This is a genomic window from Waltera sp. (genome assembly GCF_046969025.1).
GTDB lineage: Bacteria > Bacillota > Clostridia > Lachnospirales > Lachnospiraceae > Acetatifactor > Acetatifactor acetigignens.
Genome location: NZ_JBKVQF010000001.1, coordinates 116,022 through 142,648 on the forward strand (window position 1 = coordinate 116,022; position 26,627 = coordinate 142,648).

At 48.4% G+C, this 26,627-nt stretch carries 20 protein-coding genes; 17 read left to right on the forward strand and 3 right to left on the reverse strand.

Annotated elements, in window-relative coordinates; translation table 11 throughout:
* Positions 1-49: 49 nt before the first annotated feature.
* Entirely contained in the window at positions 50-868 is an 819-nt protein-coding gene (locus ACLTOH_RS00505) for an Rpn family recombination-promoting nuclease/putative transposase (protein ID WP_412194310.1), read from the reverse strand.
* 228 nt (positions 869-1,096) lie between these two features.
* Between ACLTOH_RS00505 and recJ the strand changes: the two genes are divergently transcribed.
* Entirely contained in the window at positions 1,097-2,860 is a 1,764-nt protein-coding gene (gene recJ, locus ACLTOH_RS00510) for a single-stranded-DNA-specific exonuclease RecJ (RefSeq protein ID WP_227732308.1), read from the forward strand.
* 637 nt (positions 2,861-3,497) lie between these two features.
* Complete coding sequence (locus ACLTOH_RS00515; RefSeq protein ID WP_022312551.1) at positions 3,498-4,175, forward strand: YitT family protein; 678 nt, start codon at positions 3,498-3,500, stop codon at positions 4,173-4,175.
* Here the strand turns inward: ACLTOH_RS00515 and ACLTOH_RS00520 are convergent.
* Positions 4,165-6,312, reverse strand: coding sequence for a hypothetical protein (locus tag ACLTOH_RS00520; protein WP_412223082.1), 2,148 nt, complete (start codon positions 6,310-6,312; stop codon positions 4,165-4,167). The two genes, ACLTOH_RS00515 and ACLTOH_RS00520, sit on opposite strands and share 11 nt — an antisense overlap.
* 157 nt (positions 6,313-6,469) lie before the next feature.
* Here ACLTOH_RS00520 and ACLTOH_RS00525 point away from each other — a divergent pair, with 157 nt between their 5' ends.
* The 14 genes from ACLTOH_RS00525 (at position 6,470) to ACLTOH_RS00590 (ending at position 24,001) form a co-directional block, all read left to right on the forward strand.
* Positions 6,470-7,987: a UDP-N-acetylmuramoyl-L-alanyl-D-glutamate--2,6-diaminopimelate ligase gene (locus ACLTOH_RS00525; protein ID WP_412223084.1), complete on the forward strand. Its 1,518-nt coding sequence runs from the start codon at positions 6,470-6,472 to the stop codon at positions 7,985-7,987.
* A gap of 13 nt (positions 7,988-8,000) precedes the next feature.
* Positions 8,001-10,265 (forward strand): primosomal protein N', encoded by a 2,265-nt coding sequence (priA, locus tag ACLTOH_RS00530; protein WP_412223085.1) that lies wholly within the window; start codon positions 8,001-8,003, stop codon positions 10,263-10,265.
* 13 nt (positions 10,266-10,278) lie between these two features.
* Entirely contained in the window at positions 10,279-10,761 is a 483-nt protein-coding gene (gene def, locus ACLTOH_RS00535; protein ID WP_022312555.1) for a peptide deformylase, read from the forward strand.
* Between the two features lie 23 nt (positions 10,762-10,784).
* On the forward strand, positions 10,785-11,720 hold the full coding sequence (gene fmt / locus ACLTOH_RS00540) for a methionyl-tRNA formyltransferase (RefSeq protein ID WP_117464741.1): 936 nt from the start codon (positions 10,785-10,787) through the stop codon (positions 11,718-11,720).
* A 61-nt stretch (positions 11,721-11,781) separates the two neighbouring features.
* Positions 11,782-12,501: a zinc metallopeptidase gene (locus ACLTOH_RS00545; RefSeq protein ID WP_117464742.1), complete on the forward strand. Its 720-nt coding sequence runs from the start codon at positions 11,782-11,784 to the stop codon at positions 12,499-12,501.
* Positions 12,502-12,503: 2 nt separating this feature from the next.
* A complete protein-coding gene (gene rsmB, locus ACLTOH_RS00550) occupies positions 12,504-13,817 on the forward strand; it encodes a 16S rRNA (cytosine(967)-C(5))-methyltransferase RsmB (protein WP_118730713.1) in 1,314 nt (437 codons plus the stop codon).
* Between the two features lie 25 nt (positions 13,818-13,842).
* The gene (gene rlmN, locus ACLTOH_RS00555) at positions 13,843-14,916 is read left to right on the forward strand and encodes a 23S rRNA (adenine(2503)-C(2))-methyltransferase RlmN (protein ID WP_412223086.1); all 1,074 of its coding nucleotides are present in this window, start codon (positions 13,843-13,845) and stop codon (positions 14,914-14,916) included.
* Position 14,917: 1 nt separating this feature from the next.
* The gene (locus ACLTOH_RS00560) at positions 14,918-15,646 is read left to right on the forward strand and encodes a Stp1/IreP family PP2C-type Ser/Thr phosphatase (protein ID WP_118502571.1); all 729 of its coding nucleotides are present in this window, start codon (positions 14,918-14,920) and stop codon (positions 15,644-15,646) included.
* A gap of 33 nt (positions 15,647-15,679) precedes the next feature.
* Positions 15,680-17,818: a Stk1 family PASTA domain-containing Ser/Thr kinase gene (gene pknB / locus ACLTOH_RS00565; RefSeq protein WP_118668729.1), complete on the forward strand. Its 2,139-nt coding sequence runs from the start codon at positions 15,680-15,682 to the stop codon at positions 17,816-17,818.
* 18 nt (positions 17,819-17,836) lie between these two features.
* Entirely contained in the window at positions 17,837-18,730 is an 894-nt protein-coding gene (gene rsgA / locus ACLTOH_RS00570) for a ribosome small subunit-dependent GTPase A (protein WP_412223087.1), read from the forward strand.
* A 2-nt stretch (positions 18,731-18,732) separates the two neighbouring features.
* The gene (locus ACLTOH_RS00575; RefSeq protein ID WP_022312563.1) at positions 18,733-20,130 is read left to right on the forward strand and encodes a 5-bromo-4-chloroindolyl phosphate hydrolysis family protein; all 1,398 of its coding nucleotides are present in this window, start codon (positions 18,733-18,735) and stop codon (positions 20,128-20,130) included.
* Between the two features lie 68 nt (positions 20,131-20,198).
* The gene (locus ACLTOH_RS00580) at positions 20,199-21,359 is read left to right on the forward strand and encodes a toxic anion resistance protein (protein ID WP_022312564.1); all 1,161 of its coding nucleotides are present in this window, start codon (positions 20,199-20,201) and stop codon (positions 21,357-21,359) included.
* Positions 21,360-21,457: 98 nt separating this feature from the next.
* Positions 21,458-22,723, forward strand: a complete 1,266-nt coding sequence (locus ACLTOH_RS00585) for a methyl-accepting chemotaxis protein (RefSeq protein WP_022312565.1) — start codon at positions 21,458-21,460, stop codon at positions 22,721-22,723.
* A 90-nt stretch (positions 22,724-22,813) separates the two neighbouring features.
* The gene (locus ACLTOH_RS00590) at positions 22,814-24,001 is read left to right on the forward strand and encodes an N-acetylmuramoyl-L-alanine amidase family protein (RefSeq protein ID WP_022312566.1); all 1,188 of its coding nucleotides are present in this window, start codon (positions 22,814-22,816) and stop codon (positions 23,999-24,001) included.
* Here ACLTOH_RS00590 and ACLTOH_RS00595 read toward each other — a convergent pair.
* Positions 23,976-25,022, reverse strand: a complete 1,047-nt coding sequence (locus tag ACLTOH_RS00595; RefSeq protein WP_022312567.1) for an acyltransferase family protein — start codon at positions 25,020-25,022, stop codon at positions 23,976-23,978. The genes ACLTOH_RS00590 and ACLTOH_RS00595 overlap by 26 nt on opposite strands.
* A 182-nt stretch (positions 25,023-25,204) precedes the next feature.
* On the opposite strand from ACLTOH_RS00595, the gene ychF reads away from it, so the two are divergent.
* Positions 25,205-26,302: a redox-regulated ATPase YchF gene (ychF, locus tag ACLTOH_RS00600; RefSeq protein ID WP_022312568.1), complete on the forward strand. Its 1,098-nt coding sequence runs from the start codon at positions 25,205-25,207 to the stop codon at positions 26,300-26,302.
* The last annotated feature ends 325 nt before the right edge of the window (positions 26,303-26,627 follow it).

The following is a 26,627-nucleotide window of genomic DNA, read 5'->3' on the forward strand; positions in this document are numbered from 1 at the left end:
AAAGGAGTCGGAATGAAATGTTCCGGCTCCTTTTAAAGTTAAGTTATGGTTATACATTCTGCTGCAAACTGGCAAGTTCCTTTTTCAGAGATTCAATCTCTGCGTCTTTCGCGGCATTCTCGGCAGTCAGAGTATCAATCTTCTTCAGCAGATACTGTTCCTGGAGTTCAGCATCCATTCGTGCCTGGCAGCGTTGTCTGACCATGTCATCCGCATTCAGATTATATAAAGTCTTTGTCGCTTCCATCAGGTATTCATCATTTTTAGCAGTCATAAGAATTTCCTCCCATGAAATAGACCGGAATAAAGCAGCCCATTTATCAATGCCATATGCTTTGTCAGCGTCAGTAGCCAATTCTATATGCTTTAAGTCTACCACAGAAAGTGTGAGTTTGTCACTATATTCAAAATGATCCTTAAGATTCAGTAATCGATATGTAGCATAGAACTCAGGGTGTTCCGGAAACAGGGTGTAGTCTAAAAAACCAATGTGAATTACAGGTTTTAATTCAGAATAATTTTGTCCTTTATTTAGTTGATCAAAGTTACGGCACAGATAACTCAGGGAACGTTCCGGCCAGTTGTATAGGTTATTCACCTGCATTTCCAAATTTATGAGAGTATTATTGTTCAACAAGACATTGGTATCGAGAACAAAATCTTTGTCTTCAATAGTTGCACCTAAAGTGATTGGATTGGTAATGGTGACGGACTTAATTGCGGATGGTGGCAGATGGAGCAGAGAACTGATGAGACCGATCAGAGCCTTTTGACTTAGCTGCAGGGCAGCGCGGAACATATAGTCATTGCGGAAACCGTAGTCAATAGGACCGGTAAGGTTCATGGAAAATACTTGTTTGTGTTTCATAGGCAGAATCCTCCTTAGTGTCATTAAAAGTTGCTTGAAAAATGGCGAAACGCCGGATGTAAGAAATTTAAAATAGAAATTGAATTGACTATAGCATAAAAAGAGAAGATGCACAAGAATTTTTATGGTACAATGTAATGAGTCTCAGGGAAAAACAATCGGCTGTGAAGCAGAATGTAGAGTGCGAAAGCACGAATACGTGAGCAAAATTATGAAAGTGGGAAAAGTATGGAAAAATGGTATGTAGCCGCAAAAAAGGCAGATTTTGATAAATGGGCGAAGGAATTTCATATCAGTCCGGTGACGGCGAGAATCCTAAGAAACCGGGATCTGACGGAAGAGAGTGAGATACAGAAGTTCCTCTACGGGAAACTGGAAGATTGTTATTCTCCCTGGCTGTTAAAGGATATGGATAAGGCAGTGGAGGAAATTCTAAAAGCGGTAAGGGAAGGGCTGCATATCCGGGTCATCGGGGATTATGATGTGGATGGAATCTGTTCTTCCTATATTCTGACCAAAGGTTTTCAGATGCTGGGGGCTCAGGTGGACACGGCTATTCCCCACAGAATCCATGACGGCTATGGATTGAACGAGCATCTGATCGAAGAGGCCAAAAGAGAAGGTGTCGGTATGATCGTGACCTGCGATAACGGAATTGCAGCGGCACCCCAGATCGCAATGGCAAATTCTCTGGGCATGCGGGTGATCGTTACGGATCATCATGAAGTTCCATATATAGAAGAAAACGGAGAGCGGAAGGAACAGCTGCCTCCGGCGCTGGCAGTGGTGGATCCCAAGAGAGCAGACGATACGTATCCTTTTTCCGGCATTTGTGGTGGCGTGGTAGCACTGAAACTGATCCAGGCGATCACGGAAAAGACAGGAAATCCGGGACTTGTAAATATTCAGGAGGAGTTACTGGAATTTGCGGCACTGTCTACCGTATGCGATGTTATGGAGTTAAAAGATGAGAATCGCATTCTGGTGAAGGAAGGGTTGAAGCGTATCCAGAAGGGATATAACGAAGGCTTGAAGGCGCTGATGGAAGTGAATGATATTGCGCCAGATCGGCTGAGCGCCTATCATCTGGGATTTGTGCTGGGACCCTGCCTGAATGCCACGGGAAGACTGGATACTGCCAAACGGGCATTGGAACTGCTGCAGAGCTTTACCAGGGCGGATGCCATGACCGCGGCGAGAGAGCTGAAAGACCTGAATGAGAGCCGCAAGAACCTGACAGTACAGGGAATTCAGAGAGCGGATGAGTATATTCAGGAACATCATATGGCAGAAGATAAAGTTATGGTGATCTATCTGCCGGAGGTACATGAGAGCATTGCCGGTATTATTGCCGGAAAAGTCAGAGAAAAATACCATCATCCGGTCTTCATTCTGACCAAGGGAGAAGATGGAGTTAAGGGTTCCGGACGATCCATAGAAGCCTATCACATGTATGATGCCATGACGCAGGTAAAAGAGTATTTTACCAAGTACGGCGGTCATAAGCTGGCAGCAGGCCTTTCCATGCGAGAAGAGGATATTGAACCGCTGAGAGCTGCTTTGAATAAAAAATGCACTTTGACGGAGGATGATTTTATTCCGAAAGTACATATCGATGTGGCAATGCCCATGGGGTATGCGGATGATGCGCTGGCGGGAGAGTTTGCCCTGTTGGAGCCTTTCGGCACCGGGAATCCACGTCCTTTGTTTGCCCAGAAGGGGCTGGTCTTTCAGGCGGGCTTTAAAATGGGTGCCAACAAGACCTGTGCCAGATTCCGGGTGAAGACACCGGAGGGTACGACACAGACGGTGGTATTTTTTGGAGATCTGGAGAAACTGGGAGCTTTCCTGGATGAAAAATATGGTGTTGGAAGTGAAGAGGCACTTTACGCCGGGAAAGGGAAATTCCCATTGTCCGTGGTATATCAGGTCAGCCAGAATACCTATAAGGGGAAAACAGAAGTACAGTTCGTCATGCAGAACTATTGTTAAATTTTTTATTTTTTGAACACAAAATGGACACATTTTCTCTGTAATATGTATTTCAGATAGTTGATGAACTCACTATCTCCCCCCCTCATAAGAAACCGAAAAGCCTTAGGTACGATGCCTGAGGCTTTTTGGTGTCCGGAGAGAAACTTACCGCAGTTTATAAAACCTCAAGACACATTTTAGAATTAAGTTAGAATTCGTACACACTCTGTACACATTTACCCTGTAATATGTATTTCAGATAGTTGATGAACTCACTATCTCCCCCCCTCATAAGAAAATCGTAAGGCCTCAGGCGCAACAGCCTGGGGCTTTACGATGTCTGGAAAAGCAAAATAGTTTCTGATAATGCTTGACACCACCCGAAAGTTATGGATTATAATATAAAAATATGGATGATGCCAGGGTCAAAAGGTCTAAGCCCACATGAGCTTGCTCATAGGTGGGTGAAAGACCTTAGGACCCGCCCCGATATGAGCATAAAAGTGGGATGATAATCCCACGATATGCGAATATTGGGTAGGATTGTGGGAGTGCGTAGCACGGAACAATCCGTAGGCATCAAAGTCGGGGGCTTTTGACCCCGACATCATATAGATAAAAATTATAAAAATATAGAAGGAATAGCAGTACAAAAATGAAAACACAGATTTACGAATGGAGACAGGCACTGAAAAATATTACCTTAAAAAATTGTGCCATAACTTTGTTGGGAAGTTTTATTCTGGCATTTGGATTATATAACGTGCACTCCATCTCCGGAGTAACGGAGGGTGGTGTGCTGGGAGCCACGTTGCTGTTGGAGCATTGGACAGGAATCTCTCCGGCGTTTACCGGAGGGATTATGAATATTTTATGTTATATCCTGGGATGGAAGCTGTTAGGCAAGGAATTTATCGCCTATTCGGCTCTGGCTACCGCAGGATTCTCAGGAACCTATAAAATCTGCGAGCAATTTCCTCATCTGTGGCCGGAACTGGCAAATATGCCCCTTCTGGCAGCACTGGTGGGAGCATTGTTCGTCGGTGTCGGTGCCGGACTGTGCGTGCGCATCGGCGGAGCCCCCAGCGGAGATGATGCCCTGGCCATGAGTATTTCCCATGCTACCGGCTGGAAGATCCAGTGGGTGTATCTGATGTCGGATCTGATCGTACTGGTAATGTCCTTAAGCTACATTCCGGTGAGACGTATCGGATATTCGTTGTTTACCGTGCTTATGTCCGGACAGCTGATCGGCCTGATCCAGAACTTCGGAAGTGCATCCAACAGTGATGCGGAGGGTCTTGCGACTTCCAAGTGTGAAATTATGGATTGATCTGGTAAATCTGAATTTCTCCGTTGTCAAAGATACAGGGCCAGGCGGAGCGGAAGTAGTTTTCATCGACAGCGTAACTTGCCCGTTCCCAGGAAGAGACTTCAATATAATCGATGTCGTAAGTACGGATCAGATCAGCAGAAACAGCGGGAGTCTCATAAATTGTCCGGAAATCTTCGTGATATTCTGTGTGATAGAGACCGTGCATTGCCAAAAAGGTTCCCGCCCCGTTTAACACATTGCGCCCTGCAAGGGCGGCAATTTCATTTACATGCCTGTTGTTGGTAAGAAAACGGGATGTGGGAGAGGTATTTTGCTCGACGAATGCTGCAGCTTCCACCTGTGCGGAAGAATAAGCGGTATAATCGGATATTACCTCTCTGCACAGGGTCAGAACGGCAGAAAAGGTGCAAAGAAATACCATGCCGATCATGCAGAGGTATCGTGAAGAGGCTTTTTTCAGAGAACGCAGGAAATCAATTCCGTAATCGGCACTGAGGCAGCAGACAAATATATAAGTTATATATAATAGTTTATTATTGTCATATGTGTTAGGGGTGAAGGAAATGATTTCCACAACAAACCACAGGAGAAATGCCCCGGACATCACATCAAAATCTTCTTTTTTACAATGAATCATGGCAGGGACGAACCATAGCAGGATCGCACCCCAGTTTTTCAGATAAAACCACAAATAAGTATCGCCCTGATTTCCCCAGTTAAAATGCCCCAGCAAAAAGCCGGATTGCGTTGTCTGGCCAAAAGTCCATTCCAATAACTGCGGAAGTGCAAGAAGCAGAAGCACACCAAAGAAAACTCCCCAGGTGGTCAAAAACTTCTGCAGTGTATCATTGTTTGTACTTTTACCGGAAAAGCACCGGTACAGTAAGGACAGACCGTATAGCACGAGGGATGCCGCAACAAGGATGCCAAAACGAAAGAGCAGTACAGGTGCAACGGCAGCAGAACTTTCGTTCAGAATTTCCAGAAGAATCATACAGGTCACGAAACATCCGAGCAGAACGGCTCCCGGATGCTCTACCGGGGAAGTATTATGCGGCACGGACCGGTAAAGGCACAGCAACATCCAACAGGCACTTAAGATCAGGATGGCAACGAAGGAATGGGTATGGATCATAGGTAATGCCCCTGCCAGGATGCCGGCAGGGAGAAAACATTCTTTTTCCCCGTTCCGGATGGCCCGAAGCAGCAGCCAGATGGCACAGAACAGGACCGCATAGCCAAAGAGTGTTGCACGCTGTGGCAGGAGCATATCTGCGATGATATTGACCCAGCGGATATTCCGGTCGACCAGATTGGTGGGGGTAGTGTAATAGCCGGTAAAAATATCACTGAATTTATAACCGCCTTCTCTGCTCCAGTCAATGAAATATACGAAGCCAAGACCGCCGTTATAGAAAAATAAGACCCAGGCAGCCAGAGATTTGGCGCGATCATGGAACAGAACATCGGCAATGGCATAAAATCCCGTTATGACCTGGAAAAAGGCAAAATACATAGGGAGCATATAAGCATAGCGCAGGGATGCACCAAACAGGTAAATACTGGAAGAAATACTGTCGCACAGGAAAGGATAGCAGAGCTTATCCCAGGGAGAGATGGAGTAGTAAGGAGGGAAGGTCTGTTGATTGGCAATACTTGTAATGATTCCCAGGTGCATCTGCAGATCCCCATAAGTACACTGCCCCACATGAAGACCGTCGTCCTTCGGCAGGATGGTGTGGGTGGATAACAAAATACAAAACAGAACAAAGGTACCGCCTGCCAGCAGAAGAAAGGCATAATTTCTGCGCAACAGCTGCCGGTAGTCTTTGGCGGGAGCAGTCGAAGATACTGCCGCGGCAGGATGGCAAAAGACATATAGCAGGACCAGACAAATGACTACGAAAAGCAGAGCCATAATATGAGCTGTCATGGAAAAACCGAAGAAGAAGGCAAACAGAGCAGGAATCCACTGCAACAGAACAGAGCCGGATACACTGCCGGTCAGCAGATGGAACAGAAGTCCCTTTTTAGGAAAAATACGTTTTATGTACAGAAACCCCACACATTGAAATAGAAGAAAATAAAGTGTGCCAAGGATATTTCCGAATGCAGATCCATAGAAACCGTTCATGAGAATTCCCCCTTAAATAAAAATCAGTAATATTATACCATTGCTTCGGAAAAAGCAAAAGATGCAACTAAATTTAAGGGTGGTACATTCTGAGAAAAAAGAGTAAAATAAAATACAGTATGTGAAAAAGATTCCTGAGAGAAAGGCGGATACCTCTATGGAAAAGGATAAGAATAAGATGGAAAACAAGAAATTAGCAGAGCTTCTGGAACACTTGGAATATGAGCTGGTACAGGGAACACTGGACAGAGAGATCCCTGCGGTGGTCTATGATTCCCGCAAGGTCGTTCCGGGATGCTTATTTCTCTGCATCGGCGGAGCAAATTTTGACGGTCATGATTTTGCTGCACAGGTGGCAGAGCAGGGAGCCGGAGTACTAGTGGTGCAAAAAGACGTGGAACTGCCGGAGAATGTGGATGTGACGGTGGTCAAAGTAGCGGATACCAGATATGCCATGGCATTTATTTCTGCGGCCTGGTTCGGCCATCCGGCAGAAAAGCTGAAAGTCATCGGTATCACGGGTACCAAAGGTAAGACAACGACCACCTATCTGGTAAAGTCCATTCTGGAAAATGCCGGCTATAAAGTGGGACTGGTGGGAACCATCGAAGTGATCATTGGAGACGAACATATCCATGCCAACAATACCACCCCGGAATCCTATCTGCTGCAGGAGTATTTTGCCCGTATGGTGGAGGCAGGACTGGATACGGTTGTGATGGAAGTATCCTCTCAGGCGCTGATGCTGCACCGTACGCAGGGCTTTGTGTTCGATTACGGTATTTTCACGAATCTGGAACCGGATCATATCGGTCCCAACGAGCATGCCAGCTTCGAGGAATATCTGCACTGCAAGGGATTATTGTTCAAACAGTGCAAGGTAGGTATTGTGAATGGTGACGATGAGCACTGGCAGGCAGTGACGGAAGGACATACCTGCACACTGGAGAGCTTCGGAATGGGAGAGCACTGTATGCTCCGGGCGGAAGAACGGAAACTGGTGCATAAGCCCGGAGAACTGGGCGTGACTTTCCACGTAGCCGGACTGATGGATTTTGATGTGGAAGTGCCCATGCCCGGCAAATTCAGCGTGTACAATGCGCTGGCGGCTATTGCCATCTGCCGTCATTTCAAGGTAGATGAGGAAAACATTAAAAAGGCGCTGTTGCAGGCAAAGGTAAAAGGCCGTATCGAGATGATCAAGGTATCCGATCAGTTCACCCTGCTGATCGATTATGCCCACAATGCCATGGCACTGGAGAGTCTGCTGACCACGTTGCGGGAATATGAACCTCACAGACTGATCAGCCTGTTCGGCTGCGGAGGCAACCGTTCGAGACAGCGTCGTTTTGAGATGGGAGAGGTCAGCGGCAAGCTGGCGGATCTGACCATCATTACCTCCGACAATCCCCGTTTTGAGGAACCACAGGATATTATCGACGATATCAAGACAGGTATGGCAAAAACGGATGGAAATTATGTAGAGATCTGCGATCGTAAGGAAGCCATCACTTATGCTATCGAACACGGAGAACCCGGAGATATTATCGTGCTGGCAGGCAAGGGACATGAAGATTACCAGGAGATCCGCGGGGTGAAGCATCCCATGGATGAGAGAGATCTGATTCGGGATATTCTGGCGGAAGGACATATTCCGGGATCTGCAGCAAAATAATGAGGAAAACAGATTGAATACGTTATATGCGGATATCATTGTAGATATCTCCCACGAAAAACTGGATAGAACATTTCAATACCGGGTGCCGGAGAGTCTGCGGGGCAGACTGGAGCCGGGAGCCTGTGTCATGATCCCGTTTGGCAACGGCAATCGTCTCATCAAGGGTTACGTGGTGGCTTTGGGGGAAACGTGTCAGTTCGCTCCGGAGAAGATCAAGGATATCGCAGGAATGCCGGAAAAAGAGACCGGAGTGGAGGACAAAATGATTGCTCTGGCTGCCTGGATCCGTCGGAATTACGGCTGTACCATGATCCAGGCGCTGAAGACGGTACTGCCGGCAAAACAGTCGGTAAAAAAGCTGGAACACAGACAGCTGGTACGTCTGATGAACAGAGAAGAGATTTTGTCATTATTAGGAGAATGTGAACGGAAAAAACAGGTGGCCAAAGCAAGACTGTTAAAAGCCCTGTCAGAACAGGAGACAATTCCCTATGAGTGGATCACCGGAAAACTGGGGGTCAGTGCAGCCACGGTAAACAGTATTGTAAAAAGCGGCGCGGCAAAACTGGTCAGTTCCGAAAGCTATCGCAATCCGGTCAAAATGCAGTCCGTAGAGGCAGTGCGTAATACGCTGAGTGAGGAACAGCAGACCATCGTTACGGAAGTGCTGAAGGATTTTGATGCCGGAAGGAGACAGACCTATCTGATCCACGGCATCACCGGCAGCGGCAAGACGGAAGTATACATGCGGCTGATCGGAGAAATGATCGCGAGGGGACGGCAGGCTATTGTGCTGATTCCCGAGATCGCCCTGACTTATCAGACACTGCTGCGATTTTACCAGAGATTCGGTGATCGGGTCAGCGTGATGAATTCCACGTTATCCCCCGGGGAAAAATACGATCAGTGCGAACGGGCCAAAGCTGGAGAAATCGATGTGATCATCGGCCCAAGATCCGCACTTTTTACGCCGTTTCCAAGTCTTGGTCTGATCGTTATGGATGAGGAGCAGGAGAACAGCTATAAAAGTGAAAGTACTCCGAAATATCATGCCAGAGAGACTGCGCTGGAAGTGGCAAAACTGTACGGGGCCAGTGTAGTGCTGGGTTCAGCCACACCTTCCCTGGAGGCCTATTATCGTGCCGGTAAGGGGGAGTATCGCATGTTTCAACTGACCAGACGTCTCACCGGCGGGGAACTTCCTACGGTGTACACGGTGGATCTCAGACAGGAACTGCAGGAGGGTAACCGTTCTATTTTCAGCAGGAAATTGCAGGAATTAATGGCGGATCGATTGAACAAGGGCCAGCAGACCATCCTGTTTTTAAACAGGAGAGGCTACGCGGGATTTGTGTCCTGCCGTTCCTGCGGTGAGGTCATGAAGTGTCCGCACTGTGATGTCTCTCTCTCGGAACATAAGGGAGGAAGGCTGATCTGTCATTACTGTGGTTATACACAGCCGATGCCGAAGCTTTGTCCCAAGTGTGGATCGAAATATATTCTGGGATTTAAGGCAGGCACCCAGCAGATCGAAGAAAAATTAAAGGAGCTGTACCCCGGTGTGCGGACGTTGCGCATGGATGCGGATACCACCCGGACGAAGGACAGCTATGAGAAAATATTATCCTCCTTCGCAAACGGGGAAGCGGACGTGCTGATCGGCACCCAGATGATCGTCAAGGGACATGATTTCCCCAAGGTGACACTGGTGGGGATCCTGGCGGCGGATCTGTCGTTAAATGCGTCGGATTACCGGGCGGGAGAGCGGACTTTCCAGCTTCTGACCCAGGCGGTGGGCCGGGCCGGCAGAGGAGCGCTCCCCGGGGAAGCGGTGATCCAGACCTATCAGCCGGATCATTACGCCATTACCTGTGCTGCGGCTCAGGATTACGAGAACTTTTATCAGGAGGAGATTCTGTATAGAGAGCTGTCCGGCTACCCACCGGTGGCTCATATGCTGGCAGTACAGATCTACGGGAAAGAGGAAGAAAATGCAAAACAGCTTGCCCTGAGACTGACAGATGTGGTAAAGTCTAATATGGACTTTTTGTCAGGAAAGCAAAAAGAACAGTCCAATAAGAAGATACAGGTACTGGGACCTGCCCCTGCTAACATCAGCAAGATCAATGATATCTACCGGTATGTGTTCTATGTGAAGCATGCGGAGTATGATGTCCTGGTGGAAGTAAAGGACAGACTGGAGGAAACTCTCAGACAGTGGCAGCCCAGACAGATGAGTATACAATTTGATTTTGACCCAGTAAGCGTGTTATAGGAGGTAAAGAACTGTGGCAATCAGAAACATTCGTGAATATGGGGATGAAGTACTGACCAAGACCTGCAAAGAGGTCAAGGAGATGACACCCCGGACCAAAGAACTGATCGAGGATATGTTGGAGACTATGTACGATGCCAATGGCGTAGGGCTGGCGGCACCACAGGTAGGTGTCCTGAAGAGAATCGTGGTGATCGATACCACCGGAGAGGATCCGTATATTCTGATCAACCCCCGCATCGTAGAGAGCAGTGGAGAGCAGACCGGACAGGAAGGGTGTCTTAGCGTACCCGGTAAGTTCGGCATCGTAACCAGACCCAATTATGTGAAAGCGGTAGCACTGGATGTGAATATGAAGCCCATCGAAGTAGAAGGAACAGAATTGCTGGCCAGAGCCATCTGCCACGAACTGGATCATCTGGACGGTCATCTCTATGTGGAAAAGGCGGAAGGACCGCTGCAGGATATGACCTACGAGGATGAGGAAGAAGAGTAAGCTTTCCGGAAAGGAGACAGACTATGCAGATCGTATTTATGGGAACTCCCGATTTTGCCGTGGGAGCGCTGGAGGCACTGATCACACAGGGCCATGAGATCACCGCAGTGGTGACCCAGCCGGACAAGCCAAAGGGCAGAAGCAAAGAATTACAGTTTCCTCCCGTGAAGGAATGTGCGGTAAAACATGGCATTCCTGTATTCCAGCCCCGTCGGATCAAGACACCGGAAGCCATTGAGGAACTGAAAAAATATCCCGCAGATATTTATATCGTGGCGGCGTTCGGACAGATCCTGTCTCAGGAGATTCTGGATCTGCCAAAATACGGATGTCTGAACATCCATGCATCCCTCCTTCCGAAATACCGCGGGGCATCTCCTATCCAGAGAGTGATCATCGACGGAGAAGCCGAGACTGGTGTGACCATCATGCAGATGAATGCGGGACTGGACACCGGCGATATGTTGTACCGGAAGAAAATCCCCATTACTTCGGAGGACACCTTTGAAACTTTGCATGACAAGCTGATGGTGCTGGGCGGGGAAGCGATCACCGAGGCACTGCCTCTGCTGGAGGCAGGCAAACTGGTACCGGAAAAGCAGGATGATACCAAGACCTGCTACGCGGCCCTGATCACCAAAGAGATGGGAAAGCTGGACTTTACGAAAACAGCGGCAGAACTGGATCGTTTGATCCGTGGACTGACTCCCTGGCCCAGTGCATATACGCATTATCATGGAAAACAGCTGAAAATCTGGAAAGCCATTCCTATGGCAACTGCGCATAAGGAAGCACCGGGCACGATCCTTACGGTGAATAAGGATTCCTTTGAAGTGGCTGCATCGGAAGGCTCCTTAAAGGTGATGGAACTGCAGCTGGAAGGTAAAAAGCGTATGACAACTCACGATTTCCTGCTGGGGGTAAAGGTACAGCCGGGAGAGCTTCTGGGCGAGCGTTAGGATACGACGAAATGAAAAGCAACGATCGGGTAAGCGGTGTTGACAGAAAGGAGACTTTCGTATGTACGGTGGCTATTACGGATATGGTTATTATTGGGATCCTACTTATTTTCTGGTACTGGTCGGACTGGTATTGTGTCTGGGTGCCAGCGCACTGGTGAATTCCACCATGCGCAAATACAGCAAAGTCCGGAATATGAGAGGATTGACGGGAGCGGAAGCGGCCCGCAACATTCTCAACAGAGAAGGCTTATACAATGTACAGATCGAGTGCCTGAACTCCGATGACGGTGATCATTACGATCCCCGGACGGATACGGTGCGACTGTCTTACAACAACTTTAACGGAACCTCGGTGACCGCGGTCAGTGTTGCGGCCCATGAGTGCGGACATGCCATTCAGCATGCCCATGGCTATGCCCCCATGAGCATTCGTGCTGCACTGGTGCCGGTGGTGAATATCGGAAGCAATTTAAGCATTCCCCTGATCTTTTTAGGAGTACTGCTCAGCTGGAACCAGACATTGATCCAGCTTGGTATCTGGGCATTTGCCCTGACCGTTATTTTCCAACTGGTGACACTGCCTGTGGAATTCAATGCTTCCCACAGAGCTATCGTGAAGGTGGAAGAATACGGGTTATTAGGCAGTGAAGAAGTAAGCGGCGGCAAAAAGGTGCTGACGGCAGCGGCTCTGACCTATGTGGCAGGAGCGGCCTCCTCCGCATTACAGCTGCTCAGACTGATCCTGCTGTACGGCGGCAATCGCAGAAGGAGAGACTAATCTTGAGTGATCATGCAACGACCGATACAAGAGAGATTATAGTGGAGATCCTGCTCAGTCTGGAAAAGGGGCAGGATTTTTCCCATAAATTGATGAAAGCGGTTCTGGATAAATACGATTATCTGGATCCCAGAGAGAAAGCGTTTATCAAAAGAGTCACGGAAGGTACGATAGAGAGACAGCTGGAGCTGGACTATTATCTGGATCGGTTTTCTTCTGTTCCGGTCCGGAAGATGAAGCCTCTGATCCGCTGTCTTCTTCGCATGAGTACTTATCAGATCCTGTATATGGACGCAGTTCCCGACAGTGCGGTGTGCAATGAGGCCTGCAAACTGGCGGCCAAAAGAGGCTTCCGTACCCTGAAAGGCTTCGTCAATGCGGTGCTGCGTAATATTTCCCGCAGCAAGGAACAGATGCCGTTGCCGGATCCCAAGGATACGGTGAAATATCTGAGCATAAAATATTCCATGCCGGAATGGATCGTGAATCTGTGGCTGCCTGCATATGGCAGAGAAGGAACGGAAACACTTTTAAAAGGACTCCTTTCCATTCATCCGGTATCCCTGCGGTTCTCCACGGAACTGACCGAAGCGGAGAGAGAGTCACTGGCGGAGAAAATTGAGAAAACCGGTGTACGTCTGCAGCAAAGCAGGGAACTTCCTTATGTGTATCTGGCACAGAATCTGGAAAATGTAAGTGAACTTCCGGGCTTTGCGGAAGGCAAATTTACCGTGCAGGATGCCAGCTCCGCACTTGCAGTGGAAGCGGCAGGTATATGCCCAGGTAATACGGTCATGGATCTGTGTGCGGCTCCGGGTGGCAAGACGATCCTGGCGGCGGAATTTGCAGGGGAAGCAGGCCACGTCGTGTCCCGTGATATATCGGAATACAAGACGGACCTGATCCGGGAGAATCTGGAGCGCATGAACCGTAGGAATGTGGAGGTTCAGGTGTATGATGCCACGGTGCATGATCCGGAGAAGGAAAAATATGCGGACGTGGTGCTGATGGATGTCCCCTGCTCTGGTCTTGGTGTTATGGGAAAAAAGAGAGATATCAAATATCATGCCACACCGGAAAGCCTGCAATCCATCACAGAACTGCAAAGGCAGATCGTGGCAGCCGGATGGCAGTATGTGAAGCCGCACGGTGTACTGCTCTACAGTACCTGCACGATCCACCGCGGGGAAAATCAGGAGATGGCAGTCTGGATCACAGAGAATTTCCCGTTTGTACTGGAAGAAGAGAGACAGCTTCTGCCGGGAACGGATGAGACCGACGGATTCTATTATGCAAGACTGCGCAGAAAAGCGTGAGAGATAAGAAGTAAGAGAACGAAAAATGGATACGAAAAAAGATATCAAATCCTTGAATCTGGAAGAATTGAAGACAGAGCTGGAGAGCATGGGAGAGAAGGCTTTCCGGGCAAAGCAGATGTATGAATGGATGCATGTGAAGCTGGTCAGGGGCTTTGATGAAATGACCAACCTCTCCGCAAAATTCAGGGAGCAATGTAAGGAAAAATATGAATACACCTGTGTAAACCCTGTCAGAATACAGGAGTCCAAGATCGACGGAACGAAAAAATTCCTGTTTGAATTATCTGATGGCAATGTGGTGGAAAGTGTCTGGATGCAGTATAAGCACGGCAACAGTGTGTGCATTTCTTCACAGGTGGGATGCCGTATGGGCTGTAAATTCTGTGCGTCCACGCTGGACGGACTGGAACGGAATCTGACTCCTTCCGAGATGCTGGATCAGATTTACGCCATCACAAGACTGACGGGGGAGCGGGTCTCCAATGTGGTAGTCATGGGCACTGGGGAACCGATGGATAATTATAACAATATTTTGAAATTTCTGCATCTTCTGACCGATGAGAACGGTCTGAACATCAGCCAGAGAAATGTCACGGTGTCCACCTGTGGAATCGTGCCCAGAATGCGGCAGCTGGCGGATGAAAAGCTGCAGATCACACTGGCATTGTCCTTGCATGCCACCACCGATGAAAAACGAAGAAAACTGATGCCCATTGCCAACCGGTATTCTATCAAAGAGTTGATGGAAGTTTGTCAGTATTATTTCAAACAGACCGGACGAAGGATCACTTTCGAATACAGTCTGGTGGGCGGTGTGAATGATACGGAAGAGGATGCCAGGGAACTGATCGCCCTGGCGAAGCCGTTGTGCTGCCATATCAACCTCATCCCGGTCAACCCCATTAAAGAGCGGGATTATGTGCAGTCGGATACGAAGCACATTCAGGCATTTAAAAATAAACTTGAAAGTAAGATGATACATGTTACAATTAGAAGGGAGATGGGCCGGGATATTGACGGAGCCTGCGGACAGTTAAGACGCCGTCATACGCAGGAGGCGAAGAACCCGGGGGAACTCTCACAGGAGGAAGTTTGACGTGCTTAAGACGTTTTCCATAACCGATATCGGAAGGAAAAGAAAAGTAAATCAGGACTATATCTATACCTCTGAAAAACCGGTGGGAAATCTGCCGAATGTATTTATCGTGGCAGATGGTATGGGTGGTCACAATGCGGGAGACTATGCGTCCAAGGTAACGGTAGAGACCATGCTTGCCGAGATGGAGAATTCTTTTGAGAAGAATCCCACCCTGATCTTCCGCAAAGCCATTGAGGAAGCCAATGATGTGATCCGCAAGAGAGCCAGCGAGGATGAAAAACTGGAAGGAATGGGGACTACGGTTGTGGTGGCATCCTGCATGGGCAGATTCTTACAGGTGGCCAATGTAGGAGACAGCAGACTCTATGTGGTGGGCAGCAAGATCCGCCAGATCACAAGAGATCATTCGTATGTAGAAGAAATGGTACGGATCGGAGAACTGGATCGTGCCGATGCAAGGAACCATCCGGATAAAAATATTATTACCAGAGCGGTAGGGGCGGAAGACAAAGTGGAGCCGGATTTCTTTACCGTGGAATTACAGGAGGGTGAGATCGTCCTTATGTGCTCGGATGGTCTGACAAATATGCTGGAAGACGAGGAAATCCGCATGATTATCAGCGGAGCCAGAGACCTTGTGGAGAAGGCAGAGAGCCTGGTGGAGGCGGCCAATGCCAACGGCGGCAGAGACAATATCAGTGTGATACTGATCGAGCCGTGCGCGTAAATTACCCAGCTTTTTTGGAAATGGAGAGCAAGTATGATCAAAATAGGAATGATGATCGGCGATCGCTATGAGATCCTGGAAAAAATCGGAACCGGCGGTATGTCAGATGTCTATAAAGCAAAATGTCACAAGCTGAATCGCTATGTGGCGATCAAGGTATTGAAGCAGGAATTCAGCGAAAATGCTAATTTTGTATCCAAATTCCGGATCGAGGCACAGGCGGCAGCAGGACTGATGCACCCCAATATTGTCAATGTTTATGATGTCGGGGAAGAGAACGGAATCTATTATATCGTCATGGAACTGGTAGAGGGTATTACCCTCAAAAAGTACATTGAGAAGAAGGCCAGACTGTCTTACAAGGAAGCGGTAAGTATCGCCATCCAGGTAAGCATGGGTATTGAGGCTGCACATAATAATCATATTATCCATCGGGATATCAAGCCGCAGAATATTATTATCTCCAAGGACGGCAAAGTCAAGGTGACGGACTTCGGTATTGCCAAGGCAGCTACCAGTAATACCATCACTTCTAATGTCATGGGAAGTGTACACTATACTTCTCCCGAGCAGGCCAGAGGGGGTTACAGCGATGAAAAGAGTGATATCTATTCGCTGGGTATCACCATGTTCGAGATGCTGACGGGAAGAGTTCCTTTCAACGGGGAGACTACGGTTGCCATCGCCATCAAGCATATTCAGGAAGAAATGCCGTCTCCGAAGGAGTTTGTACCGGAGATCCCTTCCAGCGTAGCCAGTATTGTACTGAAATGTTGTCAGAAGTCTCCGGACCGCAGATACCAGAATATGGCAGAACTGATCGCGGATCTGAAGCAGTCCCTGATCAACCCGGAGGAAGATTTCGTGGTGAATACCGATCCGGATATGGAAGGTGGTACCCGGATGATCTCCGATGAGGATATGGCGCAGATCAAACGAAAAGTCCCTTATCAGGGAGGACGGGAATACGAAGAACCGGATCATGACGAGACCATGCGTCTGCGTTCCGATACGGAAGCCATGTATGAAAACGAAGAAGATGGCGAAGACGAAGATAATTACGACTACGACCCCAAGATGGAGCGTGTGACCACAATCCTGGCAATTGTAGCCGGTGTGGTGATCTGTATTATCCTGATCGTTCTGGCAGTGAAGATCTTCGGCGGCAAAAATGAAGGAAGCAGTGACTCTGATGCAGGACCGATCATTACGACCGAAGAGACGGATGCCACAGAAGTGGAAAAGGTCTCCATGCCGGATGTAAAGGGCATGAAGGTAGAAGATGCAAAGAGCACCCTGACCAGTCTGGGAATCCTCACAGAGGTGACTTATGAGGAGTCCGACACGGTAGCGGAAGGTATTGTTATCAATACAGATGTCAGCGTGGGAGCACAGATCGATAAGGGCAGCAAGGTAACCCTGAAAGCCAGTGCAGGAACTCAGGGTGTGGAAGTACCCAATGTGGTGAATCTTACTTTTGATGAAGCCAATACACAGCTGGTAAGCAAGGGATTCCTGGTCAACAAGACAGAGAACTATTCCGATACGGTAGAGTCCGGCCGGGTAATTTCCCAGACCCCCTCCGAGGGCAACAAAGCACCAAAGGGCAGTGTGATCACTGTGACAGTAAGTCTGGGTAAGGAAGATACCAAGATCCGTGTGCCGAATCTGATCGGTCTGTCCGAGCAGGACGGCACGGTAGAAGCCATCGAGGCAGGACTGACCGTAGGCAGTGTGACCTATATCTACAGTGACGAAGTGGGAGAAGGCATGATCTGTTACCAGAGCTATTCCCATGGCTCCTATGTGGAGCAGGGAACTTCCATTGATATCAAGGTCAGTCAGGGAGCTCAGAAGGTGACTTACAAGTGTAATGTCAGCATTGCGGCACCGACGACTTCGGAAGCACCCGGCTATGTATCGGGAATGGAAGTCAGCATCAAACTGGTGACGGATGACAATAACGTACTGCTGGATACCAAGACCAGCACTTTCCCGGTAGCTACCAATTTCAACGGTATGACTGCCTCCGGTGGTACGCTCACCATAACGTATCAGGTGACAAGCGAACCGACCACCACAACGAACCCGGATACCGGGGAGCAGGTGACGGTTCCCGGAACGACAGAAGACCGTTCCTTTACCAGAAGAGTTGAGTTCGTAAAGGAATAAGATCAAAGGCGGGAAGCTATGAAGGGCAAGATTATAAAAGGAATCGCCGGGTTCTATTACGTCCATGTAGCGGACGATGGCCATACAATGGGCACGGTGTACGAATGCAAGGCAAAAGGAGTCTTTCGCAAGGATCACAGAAAACCCCTGGTCGGGGATGACGTGGAGATGGATGTCCTGGATGAGGCACAGAAAAAAGGAAATATCAGGGAATTGCTTCCCAGACACAGTGAACTGATCCGTCCGGCGGTAGCTAATGTGGATCAGGCGCTGGTGATCTTTGCCATCACGAAGCCACAGCCGAATTTTAATCTGCTGGATCGTTTCCTGGTCATGATGCAGCAGCAGGACATTCCCTGCATTATCTGTTTTAACAAGCAGGATATTGACGAGGAAGGCAAAAAGGAAGATTATCGTGCCATTTACGAACAGGCGGGATTCCGTACGATCACGGTCAGCGCAGCCAGACAAGAAGGGATAGATACCATTCAGGAGCTGCTTCGCGGCAAGACCACTACGGTGGCGGGTCCCAGCGGTGTCGGTAAATCCTCTCTGGTAAACTGCCTGCAGTCCGGCATAGTGATGGAGACCGGCTCCATCAGTGAGAAGATCGAGCGGGGAAAGCATACTACCAGGCACTCCGAACTGATCTCCATTGCACAGGATACGTATATTCTGGATACCCCGGGATTTAGCTCTCTGGGGTTGTTTCGGTTGGAGAAGGAGCAGCTGGCGGAATTTTATCCGGAGTTTGCCCCTTTTGAAAAATATTGCAGATTCGGAGGCTGCTCCCATATCTCTGAGCCGGTATGCGGTATCAAGGCTGCTGTGGCAGAGGGAGAGATCCCGCAGATACGTTATGAGAACTACTGTCTGCTCTATGATGAACTGAAAAATCAGAGAAAATATTAATTATGAGTGAAGTGCAGAATAATCTAGGGGAAAAATTCAAAGAGACCATTACGGAAGCGATGAAGACCGGAGATTTTCATGCGTTGAACACGCTGGTGACGGATACGGTCAACGATGCCTTGCGGGAGGCGGATTTCCAGGCAAATCTGTCCAGGGAAGCCACGGAAAAAAAGGTGTGGAATTCCCAGCGCAGCTGGCAGGATAAAAGGCGGGAGGAAGTCAAGACCGAGGCAGAGATCCAGGCAGAACGGCAGCAGCGGGAAAAGCAGCAGGAAGAGCACCGCAGACAGAACGAGGAATGGCACAGGCAGCGCAGAGAGCGGGAAAGACAGTGGGAAGAACAGCGGAAGGCTCAGGCAGAGCAGAACCGTGCACGGAATCAGGCACAGCCGATTACTCCGAGACCGGCCACCGCAGCAGAAATGACTTCCCTGGTCAAAATGGAGAAGAAGGGAAATGTGTCCGGAACACTGTGCACCGTGTTCGGCGGGATCGGTCTGGGATTCAGCGGCCTGGGACTGCTGGTACAGTTGTTACTGGCCGCTTTTCAGGCGGCATCTCTGAGTGCGGCAATCCTTCCGGGAGTATTGTCTCTGGTATTTTTAGAGATGATATCTTATGGCAACGGACAGCGCAGAAGATTAAAGCGTGCGGAGAAATATCTGGAGCTGTGTGGCACCAAGATGTATGGTGTGATCAACGAAATGGCCCGCTATACCGGAAAAAGTGTCCGCTATGTCAGAAGGGACCTACGGAAGATGTTAAAAGCCGGAATGTTTCCGGACGGACATCTGGATGACAAAGAGACCTGCTTTATGCTCAACGATGTGATCTACCGTCAGTATCTGGAGACGGAGAAGGCTTATCTGGAGCAGAAAAAGATCAGTGAGCAGGAGAAGGAACAGAATACAGCGGACACCGACACACAGGATACGGAGCAGAACCGCAGAGAGCAGGAGCTGCACAGTATGGTGGCAGAAGGAATGGAATACATCCGTCATCTGCGGGATCTGAACGACAGGATCGAAGGAAAAGCGATCTCTGAGAAGCTGTACCGGCTGGAAAATCTGTTGAAGGAGATCTTTGACAGAGTGCAGGAGCACCCGGAGCAGCTGCACCGGATGCATAAACTGATGGATTATTACCTGCCTACTATGTTGAAACTGGTGGAGCAGTATGCGGAATTTGATGAGATCAGCAGCCCGGGAGACGATATTCTCGATGCTAAAAAAGAGATCGAAAAGACACTGGATATGATCAATCAGGCATTTGTTACATTGCTGAACAATCTGTTCCGGGATGCAGCCTTTGATGCATCGGCGGATGCACAGGTATTGCAGACGATGTTGGCTAAGGAAGGGCTGACGGAATCGGATTTTGTAAGAGAAAAAAGTGTATGACAGCAGGAAAGTAATGCTGATGGTAAATAAAAAATCATGAGAGAGTATGGAAAGGCGGGGTTATAAGTATGAATATGGATCTGGATGCAGCAACAAAAGAGGCACCTACCCTTACACTGGATCCCTTTGCGGAGGCAAAGGCAGAGATCGTGGAGAAGAAGCCGGAGGAACTGGTAGAGGAGCAGGCTGTTCCGGAGATGGAACTGACACCGGAAGAACAGAAAATGGTAGATGATTTTGCGGGACAGATCGATCTGACCAATACCCAGGCGGTATTGCAGTACGGTGCGGGGAGTCAGAAAAAGATCGCAGATTTCTCTGAGACAGCACTTAGCAATGTCCGGACCAAGGATATGGGCGAGGTTGGACAGTTGTTGACGGATGTAGTGGCACAGCTCAAGGATTTTGATACAGAGGAAGACAAGGGATTCTTCGGCTTGTTTAAAAAGAGCGGGGATAAGCTGAGTAATCTGAAAGCAAAGTATGATAAAGCGGAAGTGAACATCAGCAAGATCTGTGATGCCATGGAAAATCATCAGGTGGTGCTGCTAAAAGATGTGGCGGTACTGGACAAGCTGTATCAGCTGAATCTGAATTATTTTAAAGAACTGTCCATGTACATTCTGGCAGGTAAAAAGAAACTGACACAGGCGAAAAACGTGGAACTGCCGGAACTTCTGGAAAAAGCACAGAAGAGCGGACTGCCGGAGGATACGCAGGCTGCGAAGGATTTTGCAGCAATGTGTGAGAGATTCGAGAAGAAGATCTATGACCTGGAACTTACCAGAGCCATTTCTCTGCAGATGGCACCCCAGATCCGACTGATCCAGTCCAATGATATCGCTATGTCCGAGAAGATCCAGTCCACACTGGTGAATACGATCCCTCTGTGGAAGAGCCAGATGGTCATTGCCATCGGTCTGGATCATGCCACCGATGCAGCCAAGGCACAGCGTGCAGTATCGGATATGACCAATGAACTGTTGAAGAAAAATGCAGAAGCACTGAAAGTGGCATCCGTGGAGACAGCGAAGGAATCTGAGAGAGGTATTGTGGATATCGAGACCCTCAAGACCACGAACCAGACACTGATGACCACACTGGATGAAGTCATGAAGATCCAGGAGGAAGGCCGTGCCAGAAGACAGAGCGCAGAGGAAGACTTACAGCGGATCGAAAATGAAATGCGTGAGAAACTGCTGGAGATGAGCCAGTCATCCCATACATGATTTTTACATAATTTTAAGCAGAGAAATCTTGACGAAACCACCAGAGGAAATTAAAATAAAATGTATATAGGTTAATTAACGGAAGGAGCAGGAAACAAATGAAAAAACTGGAAGAAATGCTAAGGGAGAAACCAATTAAAAATAAGCTTTCTTTTGTGTTCCGCATTATGGATGTTTTATATGTGGTGTTGGCACTGGTGGCAGTTGTGGAATTGATACATTCAAAAAGCTATGTGGGAAGCGTAATTGTTGTGATCATAGTTGTATTAGCTATTGCATTTAATGCAGCTATGTCAAAAATGCTTACCAAAATGCTGGTGGAACCTATTGAAAGCCTGGTAATGGCAGCTGAAAAGATTACAGTCGGTGACTTCGAGATCGGCACTCCTTATGAGTCCGAGGATGAGCTGGGACGCTTATCCGATAGTTTTGAGACCGCAGCCGGTATTTTGAAAAAGGTTGTATCAGATCTGCAGGATATTGTAGAGCATTTTGCTGAGGGTAATTTTGATGTACATAGCAACTGCCCCGATGCGTATGTAGGACAGCTCCGCAATGTACTGGATGAACTGGATGATATGGTGAACAAGGTCAGTGAGACTATGCACGGTATTCAGGGATCTTCCGAACAGGTGTCTGCCGGAAGCAATCAGCTGGCTGTCAGTGCACAGGATATTGCAGAAGGTGCTACCAGTCAGGCTGCAGCTGTTGAAGAACTGGTGGCTACCGTAGAAGAAGTAACGAATCAGGTACTGGAGAACACCAAGTCTACCGATATCGTTCACGATAAGGCAAAACAGGTAGGTATCGAGGCAGCCAACAGCCAGCAGAAGATGGATGAGCTGGTAGATGCCATGAAGAAAATCGATACCACGACCCAGAATATCGAGAAGATCATCGCAGATATCGAGAATATTGCATCCCAGACCAATCTGCTGTCTTTGAATGCTTCCATTGAGGCAGCAAGAGCAGGGGAAGCCGGAAGAGGTTTCGCAGTCGTGGCTGACCAGATCAGACAGCTGGCAGAAGAGAGTGCAAATTCCGCAGTAGAGTCTAAGAAGCTGATCGAAGAATCCATGAACGAAGTAGGAGTGGGTAACAGGGTTACCAGGGAGACCAACGAAGCAATGCAGAAGGTTATGACCGAACTGGATCAGATCATCCAGGAGGTTGCTAATATCCGTACTGCATCCGACAGACAGGCAGTATCTGTCAACAACATCAAGAAGGGTGTGGAGGACATCAACGATGTTATCCAGTCCAACTCCGCAGCAGCAGAGGAGACTTCCGCTACCAGCGAGGAGCTTTCCGCTTCCGCTACTACTTTGAACGAGTTGTTAGAGCACTTCAAACTGCGCGGTTAATCGGAGGATGTTTTCCCAAGATCGTAATAGAGAGAACAGAAGAACCATAGCTGAAACCACAGCTGTGGTTCTTTTCATATCGGAGGAGTAATGAGTAATAAGGAAATGCTTCATAGAAAACAATATAGGATAGCGGCGGTAGTGGCCGGTCTGGCGCTTGCAGTAAGTATGACAGCCTGTGGTGCACAGAAAGGGACTGAGGGGACGGAAAGCGTGGAAACTATGGAAAACGTGGATCCTGTGGTTCCCGAGAGCGTAGCAGCATCCGTGGAGACAATAGAAAATGAGAAAAACGCAGAGGAATTCGGTAGAGAAACGCTAGCGGAAACGTCTGTGCCGCAAGGGGCGGCGAATAGTGCAGGACATGAAATGGTGACTTCGGGGACCGACAAAGTTCCCGGGGGAGAGGCTGCGGTGTCGCAAAGCGGTATGCCGACAGAGGCCGCAGGCAGTCAGACAGAAACGGTAGCCGGTCAGCCGGAGGCTATACAGAACCAGCCGGTGGAATATACCGACTTACAGCAGATCACTCTGAATCCGGACTGGGAATATGCGGATCATTCGAAGATAAATACCGGAGCCGCAGTACTATACCGGGCACCAGAGGAGTCCGGAAGCAAGGGAATCATTATCGGAGTGAATGCGGGACATGGCACCGCCGGTGGGGCCAAAGTAAAGACGCTGTGCCATCCGGACGGTTCGGCCAAGACTACGGGAGGCAGTACGGCAGCGGGAGCTACGGAAGCTGCGGCAGTGTCCGGAGGCATGACATTTCAGGACGGGACACCGGAGCGAACGGTTACTTTGCAGATGGCACAGATCCTGCGGGACAAACTGTTGGCCTCTGGCTATGATGTACTGATGCTCAGGGACGGAGAGGATGTGCAGTTGGACAATGTGGCCAGGACCGTGATCTGCAATAACGTGGCAGACTGCCATATCGCACTGCACTGGGACAGCGGTGACGGCAAGAATTACGACAAGGGATGCTTTTACATCTCTGTGCCGGAAGTACTGAAGAGTATGGAACCGGTGGCATCCCACTGGCAGCAGCACGATGCTCTGGGAGCGGATCTGGTGGAAGGGCTGCGGGGACAGGGAGCAACAATCTATGGAAAAGGAAACATGAGCATTGATCTGACCCAGACTTCTTATAGTACGATCCCTTCCGTGGATATGGAACTGGGAAATGCATATTCCGATCACAGCGATGCTATACTGGATCAACTGGCGGAAGGATTGCTGCAGGGGATTAACGTTTATTTTCAACAGCAGTAAGATTGGACAAAGCGGCAATGCATTGATCGGAGATGAACTTCAAAAGAAATCCCAGCACTGCCATCAGCAGCAATTCAACGAGAAACAAACCTAAAACACCCACCATACCGCGCATATAGGGAATAGCCCTCGGAGTGATAAAATAGATAATGATATGGTGGACCAGAAATACTTCATAAGAGTAGTTACTTATCGTACGGAGAAATCGGCCGTTTCCTTTTTCAAGAACCGGTTCCAGGCATGCAGCGGAAATCCAGAAGGCAACGGCCAGTATCGTTATTTTCAAGCCGGTGCTGATGGGAAGTGCAAAAGGGCACAGAACAAAGAAAATCACCACCGGCAGGGATAAGAAAATCCATTTAGGATTGAATTTTTCATGATAATAACCAATCATCATACCGATTACGAATTCGTAGCCCTTCAGGAAGAAGTTCATATGGATGGGGACGGAGAAATCGTAATGAAATAAAACAGTCAAATAAATCCCGGTAGCGATGATAAAAAAGAACTTTTCACTTTTTATCATAAAAAATCGAAGCAATGGAAAGATCAGATACAACAGAATAAGACATCCCAGAAACCATTCTCCGATGGTAAGGGAAAAGGTGCTGATCCCGTGCATGCTGACCCAGGAATCCATTCCCAGAAAAGTAAAAACAATTCTCCACGCAGGAATTCCTTCAGGAAAAATATTGTGGACGGAATGGCTCTGGAAAAGGAGAAACAGGAAATAAACAATGTAAAGTATATAAAAGGGAATCAGGATGCGCAGAAATCTTTTCTTATAATATTTTGCGAGGCTGAAGTTCTCCTTCGCGGTATAGGAGAGACTGGCACCGGATAACATGAAAAATACAGCAACGCCCAGGGTTGCCAGATGCATATTGCTGTTGGAAAACAGAGGATTGAGTCTCTCTACAGGACAGATTCCGGAGAGATAGAGCTGAAAGAGCAGATGATAAAAAATAATGAAGCAAAAGCAGGTACATCTAAGCAAATCAAAATAACGTATTCTTTTCATTGATTTTTCCTCTTTAGTTTATGATATTGCATATTATAGCATATTTTTATTTCGAAAGAAAAGTATTTAGGTGTTTGAAAAAAATACATATTATGCTATAATTTTAGATTATATTGTTCAACTAATAAACAGAAAGGCAAAAATTCCGTTTATAGAGGGATTTTTGAACGGGTAAAGATAAAATGAAGCTGGGTATCGTAGGTCTTCCCAACGTGGGAAAGAGCACACTTTTCAATTCCCTGACCAAGGCGGGAGCAGAATCCGCCAACTATCCCTTCTGTACCATCGACCCTAACGTGGGTGTGGTAACAGTTCCGGATGACAGACTGAAAGCACTGGGCGAGATGTATCATTCCAAGAAGGTAACTCCCGCAGTGATCGAATTCGTGGATATCGCAGGTCTGGTAAAGGGTGCCTCCAAGGGTGAGGGACTGGGCAACCAGTTCTTAAGCAATATCCGTGAAGTGGATGCTATCGTACATGTGGTAAGATGTTTCGAGGATCCTAATGTCATCCATGTGGACGGCAGCGTGAACCCTCTGCGTGATATCGAGACCATCAATCTGGAGCTGATCTTCGCAGATCTGGAAGTACTGGAGAGAAGACTGTCCAAGGTAGTCAAGGCAGCCAGAATGGACAAGACCTATGCCAAGGAGCTGGCACTGCTTGAGCGTATCAAGGAGCATCTGGAGAGCGGTAAGATGGCAAAGAGCCTGGATGTTACCGATGAGGATGAACTGGCTCTGTTAAAGGAATACAATCTGTTGACTTATAAGCCTGTGATCTATGCAGCCAATGTAGCCGAGGATGATCTGGCAGATGACGGCGCATCCAATGAGATGGTGGCAAAAGTAAGAGAGTTCGCAGCCGGTGAACACAGTGAGGTATTCGTGATCTGTGCACAGATCGAGGAAGAGATCTCCGAGCTGGATGATGATGAGAAGGCAATGTTTTTAGACGACCTGGGATTAAAGGAATCCGGTCTGGAGAAACTGATTAAGGCAAGTTATCATATCTTAGGTCTGATGAGCTTCCTGACTGCAGGAGAGGATGAGACCAGAGCATGGACCATCAAGATTGGCACCAAGGCACCTCAGGCAGCCGGCAAGATCCACTCCGATTTCGAGAGAGGCTTCATCAAGGCAGAAGTAGTAAACTACAAGGATCTGCTGGAGCAGGGCTCTCTGGCCGCTGCCCGTGAAAAGGGTCTGGTCGGCATGGAAGGCAAGGATTATGTAGTGCAGGACGGCGATGTGATCCTGTTCCGCTTCAACGTGTAATACTAAGATCCGCAATAGACAGATTACGAGACTGCTTGCAGGCAGAGTAATCTGTCTATTAGCGGATCAAACATACATGAGCAAGTAGGGCGACAGCCCGGAAGGCGAATGTATGTGCCGGATTCGGGAACGCAAAGCGCGGAGAAGCCGGATAGTATGGAGCCATGAGCAAGTAGGGCGACAGCCCGGAATGCGAATGTATGTGCCGGATTCGGGAGCGCGAAGCGCGCAGAAGCCGGATAGTATATGTACATGAGCAAGTAGGGCGATAGCCCGGAATGCGAATGTATGTGCCGGATTCGGGAGCGCGAAGCGCGCAGAAGCC

Excerpts from the sequence above, each read along its gene's own strand:
- ACLTOH_RS00505 (WP_412194310.1), bottom strand. The coding sequence starts at position 868 with ATGAAACACAAACAAGTATTTTCCATGAACCTTACCGGTCCTATTGAC.
- recJ (WP_227732308.1), top strand. The coding sequence starts at position 1,097 with ATGGAAAAATGGTATGTAGCCGCAAAAAAGGCAGATTTTGATAAATGG.
- ACLTOH_RS00515 (WP_022312551.1), top strand. The coding sequence starts at position 3,498 with ATGAAAACACAGATTTACGAATGGAGACAGGCACTGAAAAATATTACC.
- ACLTOH_RS00520 (WP_412223082.1), bottom strand. The coding sequence starts at position 6,312 with ATGAACGGTTTCTATGGATCTGCATTCGGAAATATCCTTGGCACACTT.
- ACLTOH_RS00525 (WP_412223084.1), top strand. The coding sequence starts at position 6,470 with ATGGAAAAGGATAAGAATAAGATGGAAAACAAGAAATTAGCAGAGCTT.
- fmt (WP_117464741.1), top strand. The coding sequence starts at position 10,785 with ATGCAGATCGTATTTATGGGAACTCCCGATTTTGCCGTGGGAGCGCTG.
- ACLTOH_RS00545 (WP_117464742.1), top strand. The coding sequence starts at position 11,782 with ATGTACGGTGGCTATTACGGATATGGTTATTATTGGGATCCTACTTAT.
- rlmN (WP_412223086.1), top strand. The coding sequence starts at position 13,843 with ATGGATACGAAAAAAGATATCAAATCCTTGAATCTGGAAGAATTGAAG.
- pknB (WP_118668729.1), top strand. The coding sequence starts at position 15,680 with ATGATCAAAATAGGAATGATGATCGGCGATCGCTATGAGATCCTGGAA.
- rsgA (WP_412223087.1), top strand. The coding sequence starts at position 17,837 with ATGAAGGGCAAGATTATAAAAGGAATCGCCGGGTTCTATTACGTCCAT.
- ACLTOH_RS00575 (WP_022312563.1), top strand. The coding sequence starts at position 18,733 with ATGAGTGAAGTGCAGAATAATCTAGGGGAAAAATTCAAAGAGACCATT.
- ACLTOH_RS00580 (WP_022312564.1), top strand. The coding sequence starts at position 20,199 with ATGAATATGGATCTGGATGCAGCAACAAAAGAGGCACCTACCCTTACA.
- ACLTOH_RS00585 (WP_022312565.1), top strand. The coding sequence starts at position 21,458 with ATGAAAAAACTGGAAGAAATGCTAAGGGAGAAACCAATTAAAAATAAG.
- ACLTOH_RS00590 (WP_022312566.1), top strand. The coding sequence starts at position 22,814 with ATGAGTAATAAGGAAATGCTTCATAGAAAACAATATAGGATAGCGGCG.
- ACLTOH_RS00595 (WP_022312567.1), bottom strand. The coding sequence starts at position 25,022 with ATGAAAAGAATACGTTATTTTGATTTGCTTAGATGTACCTGCTTTTGC.
- ychF (WP_022312568.1), top strand. The coding sequence starts at position 25,205 with ATGAAGCTGGGTATCGTAGGTCTTCCCAACGTGGGAAAGAGCACACTT.